This window comes from Ilyomonas limi (genome assembly GCF_005233845.1).
GTDB lineage: Bacteria > Bacteroidota > Bacteroidia > Chitinophagales > Chitinophagaceae > Ilyomonas > Ilyomonas limi.
Map to the genome: position 1 here is coordinate 23,686 of NZ_SZQL01000017.1, position 24,103 is coordinate 47,788.

A 24,103-nucleotide genomic window follows, 5' to 3' on the forward strand; every position below is an offset into this window, starting at 1 on the left:
TAAAATTCCCTCTTATGAAAACCCTAACCATGCTTTTACTTGCTTCCCTTTGCTTAGTTAGCAGCTTTACAAACGCGGATAAATATTATGTTATCAAGCAAATTCTGGAAGACCATAAATACACCATTGTGAAAGATATTTATGGATATATAGCACAAGGAGAAACGGTGTATTATTACAAGACTTTTTATGCAAATACCACTTATGCCATTTATGGCTTTAGTGAAGATGAAAACGTAAATGATTTGGATATAGAAGTGCAATATAGTGATGGCACTACTTATATGAATGATAGCGGCTCAGATGATGAACCAGTTGTTGTGTTTACACCATCATATACACGTACAATGAAGGTTGTTTTAAAGAATTATAGTTCATATACACCTGATGATGAATCAAGATGTGAGTTTCTGATAGCAGCTAAATAAATATTTGTTAGAAAGCTAATTTTCAGTATTCTTCAAAGCATTACTTCAATGTACCATAAGTATCTAAAAGGCAGATTATAAACCTGCCTTTTAGATACAACTACATTTATCTCGATACGCTTTATATTTTCAAACAGACTTTAAGCAAAAAAGTCTGATAAAAATATCACATGCAAACAAAATAAAAAAGCCCTTTGAGATAAACTCAAGGGCTTTATAAAATATGAATGTATAAATATAATATCAAGCACTCAAACCAATTTCCATTCCTTTCGGTACTCCCGGTGCAAATATTGATTGGCTTCTTTATCATTCACAAAACGCTCCTTTTCACTATCCCAATTCAGCTTTCTGTTTAAGCGATAAGAAATGATTCCAAGGTGCATAGGCAGCGTGAGTTTGCGGGCATAAGCAAGGTTCGATTCAGGCTGCTTGCGCGATTTAACTGCATCAATAAAGTTCTGCTGGTGCCCCGGTGAGCGTACAATGGTTTTCGGCACTTCGGGTATATCATTCAATACCTTGCCGTCTATACGTATTTCACGCGTATCATAATCACAAATCAGCGTTCCCTTATCGCCTTCAAAAAAAGCGCCTATGCCACGGTCTGCAGCGCCGGGAACATCGGGTGGCACATGTGTCCAGTGTACATTAAGGTCATCAAATTCGTAGTCCACGTCCAGCCACAGTGGCGCATCGTTGATGCCCTTGGGTGCCTCTCCTGTTGCACTCACTGTTTTCAGATTTTTAGGTTCTAAAGACCAGTACATAATATCGGCAATATGGCACCAAAAATCTGCAAACACACCGCCCGAATAGTCCAGAAAGTATCTGTAAGTAAAATGGCATCGTTGTGGTGTATATTCAGCATAAGGAGCAGGCCCGAGCCACATATCCCAGTTGAGTGTTTTTGGAGGAGTTTGTATTTGGGCCGGACCTAAATCGGGTGGAAGCCCTGTTTTCCACAAGCGCACTGTATGCACTTTACCTATTGCGCCCGAGCGGATGATTTCTACCACACGATGGTAGTTATCGCCTGCATGAATTTGCGTACCCATCTGGAAAATCCGTTTATGCTTATCCAGGTTGCGAAGCATCATTTGCCCTTCGCCAATATCGTACGAAAGCGGTTTTTCGCCATATACATCTTTGCCTGCCTGGAAAGCCATGGTGGCAATTTGCGCATGCCAGTGGTCGGGCGTAGCACAGGTAATAGCATCAATGTCTTTACGGTCAAGCACACGCCTGAAATCGCCATACAGGTCTGCTTTTGTGCCGGGCTGTAGTGTTTGCAGCGTTTTAAACGTGCTGTTTAAATGATCCTCATCCACGTCGCATAACGCAACAATCTCTGCCTCCGGTAAAGCAGCAAACCATTTCATGTGGTTGTTGCCCATTCCGCCAAGACCTATATGGGCTACTCTTACTTTATCGCTTGGCGCTATAGTACGACCCAGTGCCGGAAGGAATGCAAAACTTAATGCAGCGGCGCCACCCTGCTTTATAAAATGTCTCCTGTTTAATGTGTTACTCATGAGCAATCGTTGAATTTTTATTTAGGTTGGTAAGTTATAAAAAACCTGATAAAGTTGTATATTTTCTTCTCCACGATACTTCATTTTACGGCACATATAAAGAGATCCAAAAGGTATGGTAGTGTTTATAATTATGTTGATAATCATATTAAGGTTTAAAGGAGTAGCCGCTTCATTGTCTTATGCTTCCTGCGTAATGCACTGTATTCAATCTATAAATGTTATGCAAAGAGATAGTGTGGCGAAGAAGCGTCCACACCATTAAACTTGCCATATGAACCATTACTACAAAGTTCTGAATCACTTAGCTAAGTGTATTCCCTAAACCAATACATTTGAACTACAGCTATCATTCAATTACACCAATATATGTTTAAACATCTATTACCAACAATTGCTCTTTCCGGAATATTTGTATTCACATCTTTTTCAGTCGCAGCACAAGGAGTAGAAGAGCCAAGAGTAACCAATGCAACATGGTCGAAGCCTTACCCTCCATTTAAAATCGCAGGTAATCTATATTATGTAGGCACGTACGACCTGGCATGTTACCTCATTACAACACCAAAAGGAAATATACTTATCAATACCGGACTTGCAGCTTCGGCACAGCAGATAAAAAGTAATATAGAGACACTTGGGTTTAAGTTTTCCGACATTAAAATACTCTTAACCACGCAAGCGCATTACGATCATGTAGCTGCTATGGCAGCTATTAAAAAGACGACCGGTGCGCAATTGATGGTGGATGAAAAAGATGCTGCTGTATTGGCCGATGGCGGCAGCTCCGATTATGCACTGGGTGGCAATGGCAGCACTTTTGAACCTGTACGGGCAGATCGCTTATTGCACAATGGTGATACCATCCAATTGGGAGATATGCAATTGATGATGTTGCACCATCCCGGCCACACCAAAGGTTCTTGTAGTTTTTTGTTTACGGTAAAAGATGATCAACAATCTTATAAAATACTTATCGCCAACATGCCTACAATTGTTACAGAGAAAAAATTTGCAGAGGTAACCAGTTATCCAGACATTGCAAAAGACTATGCCTATACATTAAAAGCAATGAAAGATATTTCGTTTGATATATGGCTTGCATCGCATGCGAGTCAGTTTAAGCTGCACGATAAACACCATCCCGGCGATGCCTACCAGCCTGCGGCTTTTATAGACAGGCAAGGCTATGATGCTGCACTCAACGAACTACAACAGCAATATGAAGAGAAGCTGGCAGCAGATAGCACGCAAGCTGGCGTAACGAAGTAAAAATAAAAACTTTCCCACCATAGCAATTTCTCCTAAATGGAGCACTAAAGCTATAGAATGAAATAGCTGCAACAATTTGCAGGCTTTACAAAAAAGAAACTTATTAGCGTGGAATGATTTAAATTTGATTTCAACACCCATACAAACCAACATGAACCAAATCAGAAAAGAAGACATCAAACAAGAAGTATTTGACCTGTATGATGATTATGCACATAACCGCATTAACAGGCGCAACTTCGTGCAACAGCTTTCTGCCTATGCAGTGGGAGGAATTACGGTAACGTCGTTGATGAGTTTTCTGATGCCTGATTACCAGGGCGCCATCCAGATTAAAGACGATGATCCCCGTTTACAATCAACATACGTTAATTATCCTTCTCCTAAAGGCGGTGGAACTATCAAAGCCTTGTTGTCAATGCCTGCAGATGCGAAAGGAAAACTTGGCGGCATAGTAGTGGTTCATGAAAACCGGGGATTAAATCCGCACATTGAAGACGTAGCAAGAAGAGCCGCGCTGGCAGGATTTATTTCGATTGCTCCCGATGCATTAACACCATTAGGTGGCTATCCCGGCAATGACGATCAGGGTAGGGAGTTGCAAAGTAAACGGGACAGAAATGAGATGCTGGAAGATTTCATAGCTGCATACGACTATCTTAAAAATCATAAAGATTGCAATGGTAAAGTGGGTGTGGTAGGTTTTTGCTTTGGCGGTTGGATTGCCAATATGATGGCAGTACGAATCCCCGATTTATCGGCGGCTGTTCCATTTTATGGCGGTCAGCCGGCGAGCGAAGATGTACCTAAAATACAAGCTCCGCTCCTCCTGCACTATGCAGCATTGGATACACGTGTTAATGAAGGTTGGCCGGCATACGAGGCGGCTCTAAAAGCGAATAACAAAACATATACTGCTTACATATATCCCAACGTAAACCATGGCTTTCATAACGATACGACACCCCGCTACGACAAAGCGGCTGCAGAACTTGCCTGGCAACGTACCATTGATTTTTTTAATGAAAAACTGAAATAAGAAGAGCGCTATTTGAAATAAATTAAGAATGTGCCACGAAGGCACGAATACATAATAAATTTATATCATCAACTTATACCATTTCAAAGTAGATAGTTCGGCTAATCAACAGAAATAAATTAGTTGCGTAATCTTATTAATCCCCACAACTCAATTTAAAAATGGTATAATTACCGGTGCAGGCACAAGTATGCAGCATTCATTACTGCACCTGTGTGCCTGCACCGGTAAGAAGTTAGAGGTTAATTAATTGGTTCGAAGCTGCTCGCATACGGATCGGCAGGCGGTTCACCGGGCGAGATTCTAAGCCATTGTCCATCCATTTTATAAGCATATCTGCCTGTAAGATTATTGGAAAGTTCTTCCTCAGTAGCATCTCTGTTTACTGTGGTTGTACCCCATCCGTTGTAATGTGCCCAGGCAGCATAAAACACAAAAGACCCTTCTGTTGCTGTTGAGCCTTCATCAAATGCTATTGTGCCTATAGCTTTGGTGGCCGACTGCATATACTGAGTCTCCATAGTGTAGTAAAATTCTGCGTTTTTGCCATCTGCAGTAAATGAAAAAACTTTACCGCTTTTCCATGCCGGGCCTACTACTTTACCGGTGTACACATCGTATAGCTCGAGCATTGATGCAAAGCCGCTTGCCCAGGTGCCTTGCAAACCGGTTGGTGGTGGCGTGGCTGGCGTATCAAAATGGATGTCGGGAGGAGTATGGTCTTTTTTACAGCCTGTACCTGTAAAGAGCGCTACCAATAACAAAGTAGCTAAAAGAATGTTCTTTTTCATGGGTTTAATGATTTGGGTTTAGTTATTAAAGGCAAACTTACAACGGCTGTAAGGCTAATTAAAGTGATACTTGCATGAAGTGAGCTTTTTATAATATGAATTGCTGGTCCTCTGTTAGTACTTTGGTATTTTTGTCTAAGCAGATGCTGTGATGCCTATCAGGTTGTTTTTAACGGCCTGTTGGCATATTCTTCAAGGCACATACCGGCGTAAAATATAGCAGGATTTCAATCTGCTTTTATTTATAGCTATGTTTTTATTACCCGCTGTATCCGGAACTGTTCACCGTATCTTATACACTTACTTACAGGCTGGCATTTGCGTTATCATTTTTCTTTAAAACAAAAAAGTACATTTCCTTCCTTGTTTCAAATCCTATGTTTTTATACACATTGATTGCCCTGCTGTTCTCATTTCTTACATGCAGAAAAGGAGTGTTTCCTGCTGCCAACATGCGGTACATCTGGCGCAAGAGCAGTTGCCTTGCATAACCCTTTCCTGTATGATGAGGATGGGTACAAACCGCACTAATTTCTGCATAGTTGTATAGATGTAAACGCTGCCCTGCCATAGCTACCAACTCACCGTCTTTTAAAATACCTTGATAATAACCGAAATCAATAGTTCGTGCAGCAAAAGGACCAGGATTGGTAAGTTTAGTTAACAGCAGCATCTGCGAAATATGTTCATCTGTTAAGGATATAATTTCTTCATCATCCCGGAGCTCCGGCAGAGGTGAGCCGGCATACACCATCTGCAAGCCACTTATACGGTGCAAAACCCTCCAGGAATCAGGAATGACCTGGTCTTCTGCCGAAAAGAGAACAATAGTCCGATCAAAAGAAGTTATATCATACAGTATATTGAAATTGGCTGTAGTGTACTCTTGTAACCCTACAATAGGAGAAATTTCTTTTGGAAAAACTTTTACAGTATCTGTACCCAACGCTAAAGCTTTATTGCCCGAAATTAATGCGTGCCAGACAGGATTATCCAATACAGGTGTCATGATTTTTAATAGGAAGCCGACTGGTTTGTAAAAAAGGCCACAATATTACAAAACAGGATGGTGTATTTCTTTCACGTTTTTCGGGATAGTAACGCAGTGTACCCAAGAACATAAGAAACGATTTAAAGAAGCGTACAATTCTTTTATGTAAATTACAGCCATTACCTTATTCATAAACCTACCTGCTATGAAATACCTGTTTATTATTCCACTCTTATTACTGAGCTATTGCTCTCAAATGTTTGCACAACAGGAAAATAAATTAACTCCCGTTGCTGCCGCCTTATTCAAAAACATACAAACAAAACTAACTGTAACAGCGCAAAACAGTATTGCTGAAAAACTCGGCTTTGTTTTATCGGGAAATGAAGAACAGCCTTTTGCACAGGATAAGGAGAGCAAAGATTATCCGTTTGCGGCAACCGTATTGCCAACCGATATAAACAAGGACGGTAAAGAGGAGATTTTTATATCTTACGGCAACGCTTTTACCTCAGGTAATACCGGCTCCAGCATTGTGCTGTTTATACCAAGTACGGCAGGAAGTTATACACCGCATCTGAATTTTCCGGGTACTGTTCCGGATGTATTGGCGACCTCTAATCAAGGCTATCCGGATTTATTAATTGGCGGTCCAGGTATGGAATTTCCGGTGTATAGATGGAATGGTAAAACGTATGCGCTTTATAAAACAATAAAAGATACCGACTACGATAAATTAAAGAAAGTGAATATCGAAGATTTGAGTAAAGCATATATAAAAGGATAAGTTTGGTTGTTTTTCAAAAGGGAATACAATTAACAGAAACTATAGTGTAAATTCCAACAATGGTGCCCCGGTTCAATATCTTAAAAAGCACCAGCCGAATCAGAATGGCCTAACCGCATTGTATGCTGCGCATTGGCTGTGATATGAAAAACAAGAATAAAAAGAAAATTGACTATTTTAATCATACTGTTTTGATCATATTGTCGCTTTAAAAATTCTATTGAGGAAGCCTTTGTAAAAAATTCATCACCGGTTTAAAGCTATTTAATATATTCCTTCACAATAAAACAAAATTAAACCTATGCCAGAAACAACTCAATTAGTTCCCGACAATTCTCTTTTAAAAGCCTCTCCCGAAGGAGGAAGACAACTGGCTATAAAATGGCAAGACTAACCATTAAAGCTACACAACCAGATGCGGCCGTACGGGAAAGGCTGAGAGCTGTATATTCTGAAGACGCTGCCATGCTGATTGTTATTAGTCAGACTGTTGCGGTTGAATTTGCTACAATAGCTGCTGCAAATAATTATTGGAGAAAATAACTAAACTACTATAATCGCATTTTAGTAATTGGAGAATTCTTCAAAACCGAATATAGGTTGGTTGGGCTACCCATAAGTAGCTACTTTGCAAGGTCTTCCGATGGAAGACTTTGCAAAGTAGAAATATGTCCTTTCATAATTTTTACCAGCCAACGTACATCGCACAAAAGAATATTTAATCCACAATTGGTAAATCAAATACACCTTCTGTTATTGTTTTTGTGCCTGTGCTTCCTTCTACTATATTCGTAAGCTTGCCACTGAAGGTTCCTTTTACACGGGTAGCAGTAATGCTGGTAACAATAATTGTAAAAGGCGGATTGGTGGTAAGAAAATTACTGCTGGTATTCCAGATAGTAACAGAATGATCTGCATTTACTGCCTTATAATCTACTTCTATGCGATAAGTACCAGGTGGTATATAATGCTTTTCATCGTAAGTGCCGGCAGTTACACTGCTTCCATCTGTTTTTGTAATAAATATCTGCAGTTCAGGAATGTTTTCTCCGTTGGCAGGTGCAGTAAAACCATCAAGATACAATTGCTGAGCACCACTCAAATCCGGTTCGTTTGTAGCTTTCGCTCTGTTGTTGAAAGCGGTAAACACGCCATCTATTTTACAGGTATAAGTTCCGGCTACAACAGGCACATCCACCACGTTCACTTCAAAAGAGCAGGAAGACGTGCCGACAATCGGCGTAAAAGTGAAGGTGCCACTGACTGCGGGTGTACCGCTGGCTTGTAATGTTACAGTTTGCAAGCCTGTTTTAGTAAAGGACCCTGACGCTGAAAAGCTCATTCCATTCACTTCAGTGGTAGCAATGATATATGTGCCAACCGAAGTCACATCCACTGTAATATCTACACTATTAGCACTGTTTAAGACAGCTCCCGAAGTATAAATGCCATTTATCGTTGTGTTGGTACAGGCGTTTGGCGCGCCACCTAAAGTAAATACGGCAGCAACAGGCGCAGCCTCAAAGGTTACCGGAAAAGAACAAGTAACACCATTGCCTGAAAGATTGAAAGTCGTTGTTTCCGCTGCCACGGGTGTTCCGGTGGCTGTTAAAGTAACTGTTTGCGGCGTGGAGGAGGCAGCAGCAAACGTTCCGGTTCCGGTAAAAGTTACCCCGTTAGCAGCCGTTGTTGACAATGAATACTTACCTGCTTTAGTAACAGTTGCAGAAACAGTTACCGTGTTTTGCGTAGTCATTGGTGTGCCTGCCATGTAAGTTCCGCTCAGTTTTGCAGTGCCACAGTTCAACGCAAAAACGGCATCGGGCAAATTGTTGGGGGTAATTGTTAGTGTAAAATCGCAGGTTCCTACTGTCACCGTTATATCGCCCTCCGTTTGCGGTGTACCCAATCCCTGCAAAACTATATGCTGCGTACCAGTAGTAGCAAAGGTACCATTGCCTGTAAAAGCAATACCATTATCAGTGGCTATGTTGAAAGCATAAGTACCCGGTGTGGTTACCTGTACATCAAAGGCAAGCGTATTGGATGCATCTAATGCAACACCAGCCTGATAAGTTCCGCCAAATTCCGGTGTGGGGCAGTTTCCGTTTGCATCAGCTACGGTATATACCGAAGTGGTGTTGCCGGGAGTGCCGCTGCTGATTACGGTGATTTCTTTGGCACAGGTGGTAGTACCATACGTTACATGTAGTATGAATGTGCCGGTAGCAATGGGCGTTCCGTGCCCTGCTGCCTGGAATGTAACAAGTCCTAATGTATTTACGTGACCCACACTTCTGAAATAAATGCCATTAACAGTATCAGAAGAAATGGTATACTTACCTGCTTTGGTAATCTCTGCCTGCAGAGTAATATAATTTGCAGTATCAACAAGCGCGGAATCTGCTATATAAATACCGTTTATGGCTGATGGCAGACACTCACCCGTTGAATCTGATTGTAAGGAACCCATGGACGCGTCGCTTTCAAAAGAGCTTTCCTTTTGACAGGACAACACAGTAAACAACAGGAAAAAAAATGCGGCAAGGCTAAAGAAAAGAGATCTCATCATAATGGTTTCGGTTGCTTTTGCAAAAAAGCTTCATTTTGAGCTTACTTCCAAATTTTTCTTTATATGATGTGTTGTATTAGGTTCGTTTCTGTTATGCCACATTAATCCTTTTTGCAGATGCTGCGATAATAATCAAACGGCTTTCACCTTTATTAGTAAAGAAAAACGCTCAGGCGTATATTCTTCCCGCTATGTCTTCTTCTTTAGCTAATTGCACGAAGCGCTAATGGAAATTGCAACAGCTATGGCATTGTAAGTTGAAAACATTAAATTTTGAAAAGCAAACTATCTGACTTTTATTTCTCATGGGTTCTTCATTTCAAGGCTTTTGTTACACCGCATGAGACTTTATGGGAACGAAAGGATGCCGTGCAGAGAAGAAAAGGCTTTACTTATAATTTATACCATTTTAGCTTCCTCAATATCAGGCGTTGTGTATAAATTTTCTGGTATCTCTGCCAACGTTGAATAATGGATTTGGTTACTAAGACCATAAAATTTTTGAAAGCTCATAATAAGCGGTCGCCATTTATCCGGATCTATCCTGTTTGTGCATCCATCCATTAAAATAGATGGTGCTGTATGTACGCAAACAATTTTCAATTCCATCGTTAATATGCGACCGTTTTGCAAAACATCATCTGCTGCAAGCTTGTGTATCGCAATCAGCTTTGCCTCCAGTTGCACAGGACATTCCTGCACCAGCGGCGCTTTTACCTTAGTGGCAGTCGTAGCCGTAACACCGGCAACATCAAATTTGTCTGGTTCGTACCTGTAACCTTTCAACCTTTTCCCTTCGGGCACAGGGTTGGAACCTGTTGTACGTGCAAGGTAGTTTACTGACGCCACTTGTTCTTCCGAAGGCAGGTTAAGCACACATTCACGCGTGCGAATAATATTCTCAGTTGTTTTTGAAAAGGCACTTATACCTATCATGCAGCGCCAACCAAGCCAGAACGCCGAAGATATCGGGGCAAGATTATACGAGCCATCCTGGTTAATAGTGCTTATTAAAATTACCGGTGTTCCAAAATACAAAATAGCGGGTTGAACAATTTTGTGCATAAGAAAAATATTTAGAACAAAATTGCTTTTTAGTTATACGCTATACAACCCGAATCTTGCTCTTGTTCTTCAAGGTTAAGCAATACTGCAAAACATACATAATATGGGAAGAACCACCATTTGGAAGTAGTTGAAAATGCATACTCCAAATTGTAGTTATATGTCGAGGTGTGCTTCCGCAATTTTCATTACCCGAGCCACAAAAGCCACAGAAAGATATTCAATAAAAATATACTAAAAGCTTTGCGGCTCCATTGCTAATTTAATTTTTAGTACCTGCCGGGCATCATCGTCATCATATTTATTTATTAATTGTAATAGCTGATGATGCAAGTCACTTTCTATTTTTTCATATTTTTTTTGGTTGAAAATATTGTGCATTTCATTAGGGTCTTTTTTCAGGTCGTACAGTTCCCAACTATTTACCCTTTTGTAAAAACGAATGAGCTTGTACTGTTTTGTTTTAATACCAAAATGCGGCGATACTTTGTGTTCACCGTTTTCATAATAATGATAATACATGGCCTCGCGCCCTTTGGCATTTACATCTGTTAGCAACGGCAAAAACGATTCGCCCTGCATGTCCTTTGGTATGGCTACGCCGGCTGCATCCAGCAATGTAGGTGCAACATCCACATTCATTACAAATTCGCTGTTGACCATACCTGATTGAACTACACCGGGATAGCGCATCATCAGGGGTGTGCGAAACGATTCTTCGTACATCCAGCGCTTATCGAACCAGCCATGTTCGCCCAAATAAAATCCCTGATCGGATATATAAATAACAATTGTATTGTTAGTTAGGTTATGTTTATCAAGGTAATCCAATGTGCGCCCAATATTGCGGTCGAGCGAAGCAGCAGTACTTAAATAATCCCGCATATACCGCTGATATTTCCATTCGGAAAGTGCATTGCCGGTAAGATGACGGGCTTTAAAATCCTGGTAAATAGGTTGATAATACGCATCGAATTTCGCACGTTGTGCCGGGTTCATGCGTTTAATATTTCCATCTCCATTTTCCTCCTTTTCGGTAGAAAACATTTTAAGGTCATACCCCATGATCATAGTATTGGCAATGGTCATATCCTGCACTTTGGCTGCTTCCCTGCCTGCGTAATTATCATAAAAGTTGCCTGGCAGCGGAAAGTTGATGGAATCAAACATACCCATATCACTGGTATCGGGCAGCCAGACGCGGTGCGTAGCTTTATGACCAATAACAAGGCAAAAAGGCTTAGCAGTATCGCGTTGGTTCAGCCAGTCTTCAGCTACATCTTCTATAACATTGGTTACATATCCTGCTGTCTTTTTTTGTCCGCCATCCATTGTTAAAAAATCGGGATTGTAATATTGTCCCTGTCCGGGTAATATTTGCCAGTAATCAAAACCCTGCGGCTGCGTTTCGAGATGCCATTTACCGATCCACGCAGTGAGATAACCGCTTTTACGCAGCTCTTTAATAAATGTATTCTGGCTGCCATCAAAGCTGGAGTTTTCGTTGTCCTTAAACCCGTTTTTATTGCTGTATTTACCAGTCAATAATACGGCGCGGCTTGGTCCGCAAATAGAGTTGGTAACATAAGCTTTTTTGAATAAAACACCTTCGTGCGCAATGCGGTCAATATTGGGCGTTTTGGTCAGTTTGCTCCCATACGCACTGATAGCCTGATAGGCATGGTCGTCTGAGATAATAATGACAATATTAGGTTTTTGCTGTGCTGCAACAAACAATGTAGTACATACAAACATCACTAAGAAATGGAACTTCATGTTGTAGTTATTTACTGATTTTGTAACTGAGAAAGATCCGTTATCCTGCTGTCCTAATTTTCTTCTCTTATAATGCGCAAGCTAAGGCACATTGTGGTAGTCACAAGGCATTTGGTTACATCAATATTATCCAATTTTATAAGCGTAATAACCGGATAAATATATTATTCTTTACTATGCAACAATCTAACATATCAGGTACAGGAGGTTGAAAGAATAAACATCCTTACTGCAAATGCAGGAAATACTTTAGTAAAACAGATGCAACCATTATATTGCATACCTCGCTGCAAACGCATAAAACTATTTATTATGAAATTGAACATAAGCCGTTCTCTCTGTTGTTTTTCATTACTTATACTTTTTGTTTTATCGTGCACCCGGCGGCAGCATACAAAGGAGGAGATAGAGCAAGCTATGAACAACTACGATTCGTTGATAGTAAAACAAGACCCTGCAGCTATTGCACAGGCTTTTACGCCGGATGGTAAACTAGGCAACGCAGCAACTGGCAGAGAAAACATCCGGCAATTTTTGTCGCAGATTACCAGGTTCAAAGTCATTGAGCAATCTTCTGTTACCAATAATATCCAAATTCGTGGCGATTCTGCATTGCAACAAGGCACGTATATCCAGCGCAACGTAGATACAAAGAATGATACCGCAAAAGCAATGGGTAACTTTACGTGTAAATGGAAATGGATAGATGGCGAAGGCTGGAAGATAAAACACATCGTTACCACCCCGTTTTAGCCGTGTTATTATTTCATTTTAACAGAATTTCAATTTTGCTTGCCTTCATTTGTAAGTATATAATTTTAAGTCTCCGGTTGCTGCTGTTCTTCATCCACAAATGCCGATTAGCTGATGAAAAATGTTAACAATAGCAGTAACAATTTTATCCTGTCATTTTCCAAAAAGGTTTGAATGGAACAAAATAAATATAGCCGTTTTACTACAGAGCTCAGGGTACGCCCGGATGATATTGATATGTTTAACCATGTGCATAACAGCATTTACTTTGATTATGTACTGGCTGCCCGGTATGAGCAAATGCAACAATACTACGGCATGTCTATGGAGGAATTTTTGCAGCAAGGATATGGCTGGGTAGTGAAAACAGCTTATATGGATTACAAGCGTCCACTAACGTTAGGCGATACTTTTTTGGTAACAACCGGCATCGTTACATTACAAGCAACAGGATGCAGGGTAGAATTTGATATTGTAAATAAAAAGACTAACAAACTGTGCTGCGATGGTTGGTTTGACTATGTAATGATTGATATAAAAACAGGAAGAAGTGCTACTATAACCGCAGCAATGATGGAGAAGTATTCTATTTGAAATAATAAATAGCAGCTCTTATGTACCCTTGGGCCCTCCATTGGAAGCCCTGTTACAACAAAGCTTTCATTAGCAATTGTACATCTTTTACTGTCTCCTTCTCCTTTCATCACGGCGTTTCTTCCAGCGCATAAAAACAAGCACTGCAATGATGACAATAATGAGTGCGTAAAACCCGTAGTCTGGTCGTATATTTCCCATAACGATTGTTGTTTAGTATAAATACAGGAATAACAGGCTACGCTAAATTAAATAAAAATATGGGGCAAATGCAATCTGTTATCATGCCTGTGCCCCGCTCCTGCTTTTAGTTGCGAATTGCTATACTTCTCTCATACTTTCAATTTGCCCTGAATGCCATCGTCCATAGTTTTGCCCAAAACAGCGCCTGCTACAATCTTTAAGAAAGATACCATTTTTCCATGCTTTGTATCCCAGTAATACGCTTCATCGGGCGTAAACTTAATGATGCTGATGTTGGGATCATCTTTACCCCCGGTAAACCATGTTTTTACAATAGGATTCCACAAATCAGCTATCTTTTGCTTATCGTACACTATTTCACTTTTACCATGTACCGATAAATAGTTTTCTTTACTCGGCTGGGCAAAAATCAGGTCGGTAGTGCTATTAGCTTGTATATCCCTGTTGCGTGTACTATCCTTAGCACTTAAAAACCAAAAGGTGCCATCATCATCTATTTGGTTTGCACTCATGGGGGCTGTTTGCATTACCTGTTGTGCATCGTAAGTGCAAAACATACATATTTTTACTTCCTCCGCCAGGTCTTTCATTTTCTTAACAGCATCCTGATTAGAAAGGTTTTGTTTATCTCCCATAAAAAATATTTTTTGGTGTATCTTCTAAATATGTGCCAGTAATTTATTATTTAATAAACGGGTGGGTTAATCTTGCTGCTTATGAGGATGAGTCACTGAATTAATCAGGCAATAACAGTTTATTTATAATGCAGTAGTTTTGGCGCTTTGCTAAATACAATAAGTTTGCCCCAGGTACTGCCACATTCACTTATTCAATCTTTGCAAAGCGTCAACGGCTTTGATGAAGCTGCATTTATTCAAGCTCATGTATCAGCAGAAAAAGTAACATCCATCCGTTTCAATCCTGCTAAATATTCCAGGTTTAGTAAGCAATATTCAGTTAATGACTTACAACTACCAATAGCCGATGCTGTTCCCTGGTGTCCATACGGTCAATACCTAAGCGAGCGGCCTTCTTTTACTTTTGACCCGCTTTTTCATGCAGGATTGTATTATGTGCAGGAAGCCAGCAGCATGTTTCTGTGGCAGGTATTGCAACAAACCCTTGGCAGCCAGGCTTCAAGTTTAAAAGTGCTGGACCTTTGCGCTGCACCCGGTGGAAAGAGTACCTTGCTCGCTTCTTATTTTAAAGATGGTTTGGTAGTAGCCAATGAAGTGATTAAATCTCGGGCAAATATTTTGGTAGAAAATATAACCAAGTGGGGTTATCCCAATGTTGTTGTTACGAATAATGATCCAAGCCATTTTCAGCGGTTACAAAATTATTTTGATGTAATGGTGATAGATGCACCATGCAGTGGCAGTGGCTTGTTCAGGAAAGATGCTGATGCGATCAGTGAATGGAGCGAAGAAGCCGTTGTACTATGCAGCCAGCGCCAGCAGCGGATTATAGCCGATGCGTATGCCTGTTTAAAACAAAACGGATTGCTTATTTATTCTACCTGCTCTTACTCACCGCAGGAAGATGAAGCCATACTGGACTGGATGATGGATAATTTTCAACTTTCACCCATATCGCTCCAACTGTCTGAAGAGTGGAATATTATAGAAACGATTTCACCAGAACATAATGCACGTGGTTACCGTTTCTATCCTGATAAAGTAAAAGGGGAAGGCTTTTTCATAGCTGCATTTATTAAATTGGATGGGGAACATTTTTTTGCACCAAGCAACAAATTGCCTGCTTTATCCAAAGCAGAAGAAAGTTTGTGGCTGCCCTGGCTGTACAAGGCGGAACAATTGTATTTATTTAAACAAAAAGAAACTGCAATAGCCATACCTGAAGCATGGCATCAGGATGTTGCTTTTTTGCAAAAACAACTGTACATCAAAAGTGCGGGCACGCTGCTGGGCAATATAAAGGGGAAGGACATAATACCGCATCCTGCTTTAGCGTTAAGCACTATATTAAGTGAGCAGTTAACAAAAACAAGCTTTACTAAAGAACAGGCTATTCAATATTTGCAAAAGAAAGATATAGCCATAGATACACACACTTTAACTAAAGGCTGGCAACTGGCAGCTTATTGTGGATTACCATTGGGCTGGATGAAAGTTTTACCGAACCGTATAAATAATTACTATCCCGCCGAGTGGAGAATTTTAAAAAATTAACTTTATCCCGTTCTAAAAAATTACTTCTTTTGACGTTATGAAACAAGGGATTTTTCGTGCAGTATATACTGTATTATTTATGTTGTTTTTAGGTGCATCGGTGCAGGCACAAACCGCCGCTTACACACTTCATACCATTGCCGCCGGCGAAAGTTTAAGCGGGCTGGCAAAAGAGTATCACACCACTGTAGGCGATATTATGCGCCTCAATGATATGCATGCAGACAGTAAACTGAAAATTGGTGAGAAAATAAAAATTCCGGCAACCTCCGAACCAGTACAGCGAGCTACGACTACGCCGGCAAAAACACAAACTGCTGCTGTATCAACAACCAACAAAGAAGCACTTACACATACGGTGCAAAGTGGTGAGTCGTTGTATCGCATCAGTAAAACATACAATGTCTCTGTAGAAAAGCTGATGTCTTTAAACCATCTTACCAATGCAGGTGAAATAAAGGTTGGACAAGTATTGCAGATAAGCGATGGTACACCACCACCATCTGCTCCGGCAAAAACAAGAGCAGAAACGGCACCTGCAACTACTGCACAGCAGCCGGCAACTAATACGCAGCAAGCACCTCCTGTTCAACCAAAACAAACGCCGGTTACAAATACTGCTCCGGCTGATAATGCGACTTCTTTACCGGCAACACCCGTGCAAAAACAAAGCAATACGCCAATAACAACAAGCAGTAATACTACTTCACAAGTGGCACAACCGGCTTTTGCGAGCACCACAGTAGCGCCTAAAGAGGGCTTTTTTACCGCCCAGTTCAAACAAAATGTAGAAGGCAGAAGCGAGCAAACCAAAACCGGCGCTGCCATGACTTTTAAATCAGCAAGTGGCTGGGCAGATAAGAAATTTTATATACTGATGAATGATGCGCCACCAGGTTCTATTGTAAAAGTTACTAATGATAATAATGTGGTGTATGCAAAAGTATTATGGAGCTTAGGCACGCAAAAAGAAAATGATGGTTTGGATTTTCGTATTAGCACAGCAACTGCTGCTGCATTGAATATTTCGGATGAAAAATTTAATGTTACGGTTACTTATTTTCAATAGTTTTTTACCGCTGAAGCGCAAAGAAAAAGGTTCCGAATTCATTAAAAATCCGGAACCTTTTTCTTTGGCATAACTCTCTTCAAGTTTTTATTTTTCTTCACATTGCTTATCGTCCTTTGAGCCTTCGGGGTTCAATCTAAAACCTCTCAAAAAGTCTTCTATCAACATACGTTTTTTGCCTTCCATTTGCACATCCAGCGCATATATATATCCATCAGCACAGGCAAATTTCAAGTAGGTTTTTCCATCCGATTTGCAACTCCCCGGTTCAGCATTATGCAAACAAATTTCTTTCTTCGCTTTATATATTTTCAACAACTTATTTTGTAAAAAAGTAAATGCAGCAGGAAACGGCGATAATCCGCGGGTTAGATTATAGATTTCATCTGCCGGTTTTGTCCAATCTATTTTGCAGGTCTCGGTAAAGATTTTAGGTGCATGTTGTTGGGCTTTACTTATGTTTTCATTTTGCTGCAACACTTCTTTAATACTGTTTTCAGCCAATCCCTTTATCGTTTTTATCAACAGCTTCGCGCCAACTTCTTTCATTACATCATGCAGTTCACCAGCTGTTTCATCATCGTTTATCAGTATTTTTTCCTGCAATAAAATATTACCGGTATCAATCTGATGTTGTAATTTAAAAGTAGTCACCCCCGTTTCTTTTTCACCATTGATGATTGCCCAATTGATAGGTGCCGCACCGCGATACGCCGGCAGCAAAGAACCATGCAGGTTAATGGTTCCCATAGGTGGCATATTCCACACTACTTCGGGCAACATTCTAAATGCAACCACTATCTGCAAATCGGCATGGAGATTTTGTAGCGCTTCCAGGAAAGCAGGATTTTTCAGTTTCTCCGGTTGCAAAATATGCAAGCCTTTTTCCATTGCATATTTTTTTACAGCACTTTCAGTTAGTTTCATGCCTCTGCCGGCTGGCTTGTCGGGCGCTGTTATCACGCCAACAATATTACAACCCGCCTGTACCAGTGCATCTAAAGACGCGACTGCAAAAGCTGGCGTACCCATAAATACAATCCGCAAATCCTGATAGTTCATAGCGCAAATGTAAACGCTATCAAAGAATTTGAACCGCGAATACAGAAAGAACTAAAAAACGATACAAAGAATATAAAAGACACTTTGTATAACATATTTTCTCTGAGCCTTTGTAACTCAAATCTCTTATCTCTCATCCTCATACAACAAATACTTCTTTCTTATTTTTTTAAACGCATCTAATTGCGGCTGCCAGCTTGCGCGTATTTGCGCTTCGGTTTTGCCACTAATGATTTGCTGCATTAAAGTGCTGTTTCCAGTTAGCTTATTAAAAAAATAATCAGCAGGCTGCTTACTTTTTGGCTGAATAAAAAAACTGTCTTTATCGGGAAAAAGCTGGTACGCCTGCAGCAACCATTTCAGTTGCAATTGCGGGAGCAGGGCTGCATCAGTAATATCCCACCCGTAACACAATTGGTTTTTGAGCTTTGGATCTTTGGCAGCAGTGGTGCTTTGCGGTGTAAAATGGAACAAATTGTCGGGCAAAGATGGATGCCCGAAATATTCAAACGGATGTGCAGTACCGCGACCTTCGCTCAGATTGGTGCCTTCAAAAAAACAAGTGGATGGATACATATATACAGCGTGCATAGTTGGCAAATTAGGCGACGGTGCTACAGGTAATTGGTACCGGCTGGCATGGGTATAATTGGCACATTTTATTACTATAAAATGAATAGGTGTATCCTTAGTTGCTTTAGCATGTTCATAAGAAGTGTACACTTTATTGGCAGTTTCGCTCAGCCATTTTTCACCGGCTATCATTCGTGCATACTCGCCTATCGTCATGCCATATACAACGGGTATTGGCTGCATACCTATAAAGCTTTTATAAGCAGGCTCCAGCACGGGCCCATCCACATAAAAACCATTGGGATTTGGCCGGTCTAAAACAAATAACGGTTTGCCATTTTCAAAAGCACCTTCCATAAAATACTGTAACGAAGAAAGATACGTGTAAAAGCGAACACCTACATCCTGTAAATCAAATACCAGCACATCTACGTCTTTTAAATCAGCAGTCGTTGGCTTTACCTTTTTTCCATATAAAGAAACAATAGGAATACCGGTTTGTTTGTCCGTGTCATTATTCAGATGTTCACCCGCACCGGCAGTACCTCTGAAGCCGTGCTCGGGTGCAAATATTTTTACAATGTTTACACCCAGCTTTTGCAAAGTATCTACCAGGTGCGTTTGCCCGATGGTTGAAGTTTGATTGGCGAATATGCCTACTTTTTTGCCTGTTAAATATGGCAAATACACATCTGTGCGATAAGCACCCGGCAGTATGGCCGTATCTGCTTTTGTAGCGGTTTGACAAAAAGCAGTTGTGAGCAAAACACTTGAAAGCAGGAGCAGGAGCAATCTTTTGTATATCATTTGCCGAAATTAAAAATAGTTGCTTACAAAAAAGGATAACTTTATCTTTCGCGTTTTAAAACTTATAAAAACACCAATTATGGAACAGGTAAAAAAAGGAGATACCGTACAAATACATTATCGTGGCCGCCTGGAAGATGGAACTGTTTTCGACAGCAGTGAAGGACGTCAGCCGCTCGAGTTTGAAGTAGGTAGCGGACAAGTAATACCGGGTTTTGATACAGGTGTAACCGGTATGGAACCGGGTGAAAAGAAAACCATTCATATACCTGCGGTTGAAGCATACGGTCCAAGACACGAACACATGATTATGGAGTTTCCGCGCGACCGCTTCCCGGCAGATATTACGCCCGAAGAAGGCATGACTTTAAACATGAGCGATGGCCAGGGACAGGTAATTCCTGTAGTGATTACTGAAGTGAAAGATGATGTAGTACTGCTGGATGCCAATCATCAGTTGGCAGGTAAAGATTTGATTTTTGATTTGGAACTGGTATCTATAAATGGACAAGGCAAGTCGAAAATTATTATGCCGTAATTCAAAGATTTTTTCATCATTTATTCACATTACTACTTTTCTCACACCTGCCTTTCTGCCGACAGGCAGGTGTGAGCAATTTACTATCGTTCATGTTTTCTCAATATCATTTTACTGCTGCAGAGCGGTTTACACGTTATGTGCAAATAGATACGCAAAGTGACCCTAACAGCACTACTGCGCCTACTACCGAAAAGCAAAAGACTTTAGGTCGTTTACTGGTGGAAGAATTAACGCAAATGGGAGTTGCCGATGTGGAGTTGGATGTGTATGGTTATGTATATGCAACCATTCCTTCCAACACCCATAAACAAGTGCCGGTGGTTTGCTTTTGCAGCCACATAGACACTGCGCCAGACTGCAGTGGTACAAATGTGAAACCTATACTGCACAAGCAATATATTGGTAAAGACATCATATTGCCCGATGATAATTCTCAGGTGATTTCGATAAAAGACTATCCTTATTTAAAAGAACATATTGGAGGCGATATTATTACTGCCAGCGGATTGACTCTATTGGGTGCCGATGATAAAAGCGGTGTTGCCGAAATAATGGATATGGCCAACTTTTTATCAGAGCATCCCGAGGTAAAACATGGAGAAATAAAAATAGTATTTACGCCTGACGAAGAAGTAGGAAAAGGCACCAATAATATTGATTTAAATAAAATAAATGCCGACTTTGCTTACACCCTCGATGGCGGTGAAAAGGGCACGATAGAAGATGAAACTTTTAGCGCTGATAGCGCACGCATTACAGTAAATGGCGTGATAGCACATCCCGGCTATGCAAAGGGAAAAATGGTGAATGCACTGAAAATAGTGGGTGAAATATTAGCGGCTTTGCCTGATAATGAATGGAGCCCGGAAACAACGGAACAACGCCAGGGCTTTGTACATCCGGTTGCGATTGGCGGAGCGGCCGAGCAGGCAACCCTTGACTTTATTGTCCGTGATTTTGAAACAGCAAATCTACAACAGCACGAAGAGCGGTTAAAAAATATTGCCAATAACATTGTTGCAAAATATTCAAGAGCTACAATGCAGTTTGAGGTAACAGAGCAATACCGCAACATGAAAGAAATAGTCAGTCAACATCCCCAACTAATTACATATGCCGAAGAAGCAATACAACGTGCCGGTTTGCAACCCAAAAAAGAACTCATTCGCGGTGGTACCGATGGCAGCCGGTTGAGCTTTATGGGTTTGCCTTGTCCCAATTTATTTACCGGTATGCAAGCCATCCATAGCCGGCACGAATGGATTGGTGTGAAGGACATGGAAAAAGCTGTGATGACATTAGTGTATCTGGTGCAGATTTGGGAGGAAAAGAGTTAGTTTTTAAACCACTAAGTCGCAAGGACACGAAGGGTATCCGGAAGATAAGAAGAATGCCTAATGTAACTTTTTTCGAGTCTTTGCAGTTCAAAAAACAGCTTATTTATTCCCATACTAAAGTGGTGAATACCTCTGTGAAACTCTGCCTCAACTCCTTTTCCTCTGCGGTAAAAAACAGCTTTTGTTTATCATACTTTATCTGCTGGGTTTTCATTCATAACACAATACTTTCACATGAAAATCCTGGCAGCACTCATCCAATCTCTTTAGCGCTTATTTTTACAATCTTATCTTTTTGCTTTACAATATGAAACACTTACCAATAAGCAATACGTTGTTTACCAAAAACCGGCAGCGTTTTGTACAGGAAATGAAGCCTCACAGCATTGCCATTTTCAACAGCAATGATGAAATGCCATCTAATGGTGACGCGCTCTACCGTTTTTTGCAAAACAGCGATTTATACTGGCTTTCGGGCATTGAGCAGGAAGATACGATGGTGATTTTATATCCCGGTAATCCCGATCCAAAATATCGTGAAGTCTTGGTGTTGGTACGTCCGAATGAAATGAAAGAAAAATGGGACGGTAAACGCCTGCGTGCAGAAGAAGGGAAAACCATTTCGGGCATTGAAAAAATTGTATGGCTGGATGCGTTACCTGCATTGCTGCAAATGTGGATTCATTCGGCAGATATTATTTACTTAAATACGAATGAAAACGACCGGAAAAGCAGCCCGATACAAACGCGTGACTACCGCTACATCCACGAAATACAACAACAATATCCGCTGCATCAGTTTGAGCGCAGTGCAAAAATTTTGCGTAAGCTTCGTGCTATAAAAACCCCTGAAGAAATTGAAGTAGTGCAACAGGCAATTGACATTACAGAAAAAGCATTTCGCCGGTTGCTGCAATTCATTAAACCTGGGGTAATGGAATATGAAATTGAAGCGGAAATCATGCATGAATTTTTGCGCAACCGCGCCCGTGGCGAAGCTTATGGCAGCATCATTGCCAGTGGTGACCGTGCCCGGACCTTGCATTATATATTTAATAATGAAGAATGTAAAAATGGCGAGCTGGTGCTGATGGATTTTGGTGCTTTGTATGGCGGCTATGCGGCCGACCTCACGCGTACCGTGCCGGTAAATGGCAAATTTACAACGCGCCAGAAAGAAGTATATAATGCTTGCCTGCATCTGCACAACTATTGCAAATCCATTCTCAAACCGGGTATTACGCTGCTGGAATATCATGAAAAAGCAGGCGATGAAGCTACCAGTCAGTTTATTAAACTTGGATTGATTGGCGAAGAAGAGGTAAAGAACGAAGACAAAGACAACCGTGCGTACCGCAGGTATTTATATCATGGTATATCGCACCATTTGGGTATTGATGTGCATGATTTGGGCACTAAAACAGAACCGTTGCAGCCGGGCATGTTGCTCACCGTAGAACCCGGTATTTATATTGAAGAAGAAGGTATCGGCATTCGCATAGAAAACAACGTGTGGATAACCGAAAATGGTAATAAAGACTTGATGAAAAATATCCCAATAACGGCCGAAGAGATAGAAGCGTTAATGAAAAAATAATGAAGCAAGTACCTAATATTCTGACGCTGCTCAACCTTGTTTTCGGATGCATGGCTATTGTGTGCGTACTGCAATCCGGATTGACATTTACTACCGATGAAACCGGTCAGAGCCTGGTGATTTTACCCGAAAATATTTATTGGGCGTCGGTGTTTATTGGCTGTGCAGCCATAATAGATTTTTTGGATGGTTTTGTAGCACGTTTATTCAAAGCCTCCTCCGCTTTGGGTGCACAGTTAGACTCGTTGTGCGATGTGGTAAGTTTTGGCGTGGCACCGGGCTTAATTATTTACGAGTTTTTACGCTTAAGTTTTTCGCAACAGCCCAATGGGTTGGATGTAAGTACAGCCTGGCTGTTACCGGCTTTTATTGTGCCGTGTGCAGGCGCTTACCGTTTAGCAAGATTTAACCTGGATACTTCGCAAAGTACCGGATTTAAAGGCGTTCCCATTCCTGCTGCAGGCTTGCTCATTGCCTCGTTTCCGTTAATTTGGTTTTATAGTAATACACCTGCTATTATCAATTTATTTTTAAATCAATGGTTTTGGTATGCGGTGGTTATCATTGTTAGTTACCTGATGGTTTCTACTTTGCCCATGCTGGCGTTGAAGTTCAAAAATGCATCTGTTAAGGCTTTCACACCGTTCATTATTGTCGCTATCGTTGCCATAGTTTGTGGCTTTTTATTCGGATGGCTGGCAGTGCCGCTTAGCTTTATTGCTTACGTCATTTTATCTTTGCTTTTTAAACCAAAAAATAATCCATGAAGTATAACGTACAGATAAAAGTAATGCCGCTGAAAGATTTACTTGACCCACAAGGCAAAGCCGTGATGGGTAGTTTGCAAAATCTGGGTTTGCAAGGCGTGCAGGACGTACGCATTGGCAAGCACATAACGTTGCAGATAGACGCCAACACTGAAAGTGAAGCCCGAAATGTAGCAGAAGATGCTGCCAAAAAACTGCTCGCCAATCCGGTAATGGAATTTTACGAAATTGAAATGGTGAATTGATAATCTGAAATAAATTTTTTCGCCCATGTTCGTGTCTTCACGAACCTGTTTTTGAAATACAAACTATTATTTTGTTTTGCTGAAAGGCACTTAATAAGCCTCGTGG

At 40.8% G+C, this 24,103-nt stretch carries 23 protein-coding genes; 14 read left to right on the forward strand and 9 right to left on the reverse strand.

Annotated features, from left to right (window positions below; all coding sequences use genetic code 11):
• Positions 1–14: 14 nt before the first annotated feature.
• A complete protein-coding gene (locus tag FC093_RS18400) occupies positions 15–428 on the forward strand; it encodes a hypothetical protein (RefSeq protein ID WP_137263280.1) in 414 nt (137 codons plus the stop codon).
• A 251-nt stretch (positions 429–679) separates the two neighbouring features.
• Here FC093_RS18400 and FC093_RS18405 read toward each other — a convergent pair whose 3' ends face one another.
• Complete coding sequence (locus FC093_RS18405; protein WP_137263281.1) at positions 680–1,963, reverse strand: Gfo/Idh/MocA family protein; 1,284 nt, start codon at positions 1,961–1,963, stop codon at positions 680–682.
• A 369-nt stretch (positions 1,964–2,332) separates the two neighbouring features.
• Here FC093_RS18405 and bla point away from each other — a divergent pair, with 369 nt between their 5' ends.
• Together bla and FC093_RS18415 are read left to right on the forward strand one after the other, a co-directional pair.
• A complete protein-coding gene (gene bla, locus FC093_RS18410; RefSeq protein ID WP_137263282.1) occupies positions 2,333–3,235 on the forward strand; it encodes a subclass B3 metallo-beta-lactamase in 903 nt (300 codons plus the stop codon).
• A gap of 151 nt (positions 3,236–3,386) precedes the next feature.
• The gene (locus FC093_RS18415) at positions 3,387–4,274 is read left to right on the forward strand and encodes a dienelactone hydrolase family protein (RefSeq protein WP_137263283.1); all 888 of its coding nucleotides are present in this window, start codon (positions 3,387–3,389) and stop codon (positions 4,272–4,274) included.
• A gap of 242 nt (positions 4,275–4,516) precedes the next feature.
• Here FC093_RS18415 and FC093_RS18420 read toward each other — a convergent pair whose 3' ends face one another.
• Together FC093_RS18420 and FC093_RS18425 are read right to left on the reverse strand one after the other, a co-directional pair.
• Positions 4,517–5,065, reverse strand: coding sequence for a hypothetical protein (locus FC093_RS18420; protein ID WP_137263284.1), 549 nt, complete (start codon positions 5,063–5,065; stop codon positions 4,517–4,519).
• A gap of 304 nt (positions 5,066–5,369) precedes the next feature.
• Positions 5,370–6,074, reverse strand: coding sequence for a GNAT family N-acetyltransferase (locus tag FC093_RS18425; protein WP_137263285.1), 705 nt, complete (start codon positions 6,072–6,074; stop codon positions 5,370–5,372).
• A 187-nt stretch (positions 6,075–6,261) separates the two neighbouring features.
• On the opposite strand from FC093_RS18425, the gene FC093_RS18430 reads away from it, so the two are divergent.
• A complete protein-coding gene (locus FC093_RS18430; protein WP_137263286.1) occupies positions 6,262–6,843 on the forward strand; it encodes a hypothetical protein in 582 nt (193 codons plus the stop codon).
• A 381-nt stretch (positions 6,844–7,224) separates the two neighbouring features.
• Positions 7,225–7,386, forward strand: a complete 162-nt coding sequence (locus FC093_RS18435) for a hexameric tyrosine-coordinated heme protein (protein ID WP_206106620.1) — start codon at positions 7,225–7,227, stop codon at positions 7,384–7,386.
• Positions 7,387–7,561: 175 nt separating this feature from the next.
• Here the strand turns inward: FC093_RS18435 and FC093_RS18440 are convergent, their stop codons facing one another.
• The 3 genes from FC093_RS18440 to FC093_RS18450 form a co-directional block, all read right to left on the reverse strand.
• Positions 7,562–9,415 (reverse strand): hypothetical protein, encoded by a 1,854-nt coding sequence (locus tag FC093_RS18440; protein WP_137263287.1) that lies wholly within the window; start codon positions 9,413–9,415, stop codon positions 7,562–7,564.
• A 399-nt stretch (positions 9,416–9,814) separates the two neighbouring features.
• The gene (locus FC093_RS18445) at positions 9,815–10,480 is read right to left on the reverse strand and encodes a flavin reductase family protein (protein WP_137263288.1); all 666 of its coding nucleotides are present in this window, start codon (positions 10,478–10,480) and stop codon (positions 9,815–9,817) included.
• Between the two features lie 234 nt (positions 10,481–10,714).
• Positions 10,715–12,256 carry a sulfatase family protein gene (locus FC093_RS18450; protein ID WP_137263289.1) on the reverse strand — a complete coding sequence of 514 codons (1,542 nt, stop codon included), beginning with the start codon at positions 12,254–12,256 and terminating at the stop codon, positions 10,715–10,717.
• Between the two features lie 312 nt (positions 12,257–12,568).
• On the opposite strand from FC093_RS18450, the gene FC093_RS18455 reads away from it, so the two are divergent.
• Both FC093_RS18455 and FC093_RS18460 read left to right on the forward strand, forming a co-directional pair.
• Positions 12,569–13,009: a YybH family protein gene (locus tag FC093_RS18455; RefSeq protein WP_170971149.1), complete on the forward strand. Its 441-nt coding sequence runs from the start codon at positions 12,569–12,571 to the stop codon at positions 13,007–13,009.
• 174 nt (positions 13,010–13,183) lie between these two features.
• Complete coding sequence (locus tag FC093_RS18460) at positions 13,184–13,603, forward strand: acyl-CoA thioesterase (protein ID WP_137263291.1); 420 nt, start codon at positions 13,184–13,186, stop codon at positions 13,601–13,603.
• A gap of 332 nt (positions 13,604–13,935) precedes the next feature.
• On the opposite strand, the gene FC093_RS18465 is transcribed toward FC093_RS18460, so the two are convergent.
• A complete protein-coding gene (locus FC093_RS18465) occupies positions 13,936–14,442 on the reverse strand; it encodes a pyridoxamine 5'-phosphate oxidase family protein (RefSeq protein WP_137263292.1) in 507 nt (168 codons plus the stop codon).
• A 165-nt stretch (positions 14,443–14,607) separates the two neighbouring features.
• On the opposite strand from FC093_RS18465, the gene FC093_RS18470 reads away from it, so the two are divergent.
• Together FC093_RS18470 and FC093_RS18475 are read left to right on the forward strand one after the other, a co-directional pair.
• Entirely contained in the window at positions 14,608–15,999 is a 1,392-nt protein-coding gene (locus FC093_RS18470) for a methyltransferase RsmF C-terminal domain-like protein (RefSeq protein ID WP_137263293.1), read from the forward strand.
• Positions 16,000–16,036: 37 nt separating this feature from the next.
• Positions 16,037–17,068: a LysM peptidoglycan-binding domain-containing protein gene (locus FC093_RS18475; RefSeq protein WP_137263294.1), complete on the forward strand. Its 1,032-nt coding sequence runs from the start codon at positions 16,037–16,039 to the stop codon at positions 17,066–17,068.
• Positions 17,069–17,155: 87 nt separating this feature from the next.
• Here the strand turns inward: FC093_RS18475 and fmt are convergent, their stop codons facing one another.
• Together fmt and FC093_RS18485 are read right to left on the reverse strand one after the other, a co-directional pair.
• Complete coding sequence (fmt, locus tag FC093_RS18480) at positions 17,156–18,130, reverse strand: methionyl-tRNA formyltransferase (protein ID WP_240743361.1); 975 nt, start codon at positions 18,128–18,130, stop codon at positions 17,156–17,158.
• A gap of 126 nt (positions 18,131–18,256) precedes the next feature.
• A complete protein-coding gene (locus FC093_RS18485) occupies positions 18,257–19,510 on the reverse strand; it encodes an exo-beta-N-acetylmuramidase NamZ family protein (RefSeq protein WP_137263295.1) in 1,254 nt (417 codons plus the stop codon).
• A gap of 79 nt (positions 19,511–19,589) precedes the next feature.
• Between FC093_RS18485 and FC093_RS18490 the strand changes: the two genes are divergently transcribed.
• The 5 genes from FC093_RS18490 to purS all read left to right on the forward strand — a co-directional run bounded on the left by FC093_RS18490 (position 19,590) and on the right by purS (position 23,997).
• On the forward strand, positions 19,590–20,048 hold the full coding sequence (locus FC093_RS18490; RefSeq protein WP_137263296.1) for an FKBP-type peptidyl-prolyl cis-trans isomerase: 459 nt from the start codon (positions 19,590–19,592) through the stop codon (positions 20,046–20,048).
• A gap of 92 nt (positions 20,049–20,140) precedes the next feature.
• Positions 20,141–21,388 carry a peptidase T gene (pepT, locus tag FC093_RS18495; protein ID WP_137263297.1) on the forward strand — a complete coding sequence of 416 codons (1,248 nt, stop codon included), beginning with the start codon at positions 20,141–20,143 and terminating at the stop codon, positions 21,386–21,388.
• Between the two features lie 307 nt (positions 21,389–21,695).
• Positions 21,696–22,985, forward strand: a complete 1,290-nt coding sequence (locus FC093_RS18500; protein ID WP_137263298.1) for an aminopeptidase P family protein — start codon at positions 21,696–21,698, stop codon at positions 22,983–22,985.
• Entirely contained in the window at positions 22,985–23,752 is a 768-nt protein-coding gene (locus tag FC093_RS18505; RefSeq protein ID WP_137263299.1) for a CDP-alcohol phosphatidyltransferase family protein, read from the forward strand. The genes FC093_RS18500 and FC093_RS18505 overlap by 1 nt, the downstream gene beginning before the upstream one ends.
• Positions 23,749–23,997, forward strand: coding sequence for a phosphoribosylformylglycinamidine synthase subunit PurS (gene purS, locus FC093_RS18510; protein ID WP_137263300.1), 249 nt, complete (start codon positions 23,749–23,751; stop codon positions 23,995–23,997). The genes FC093_RS18505 and purS overlap by 4 nt, the downstream gene beginning before the upstream one ends.
• Positions 23,998–24,103: the final 106 nt, after the last annotated feature.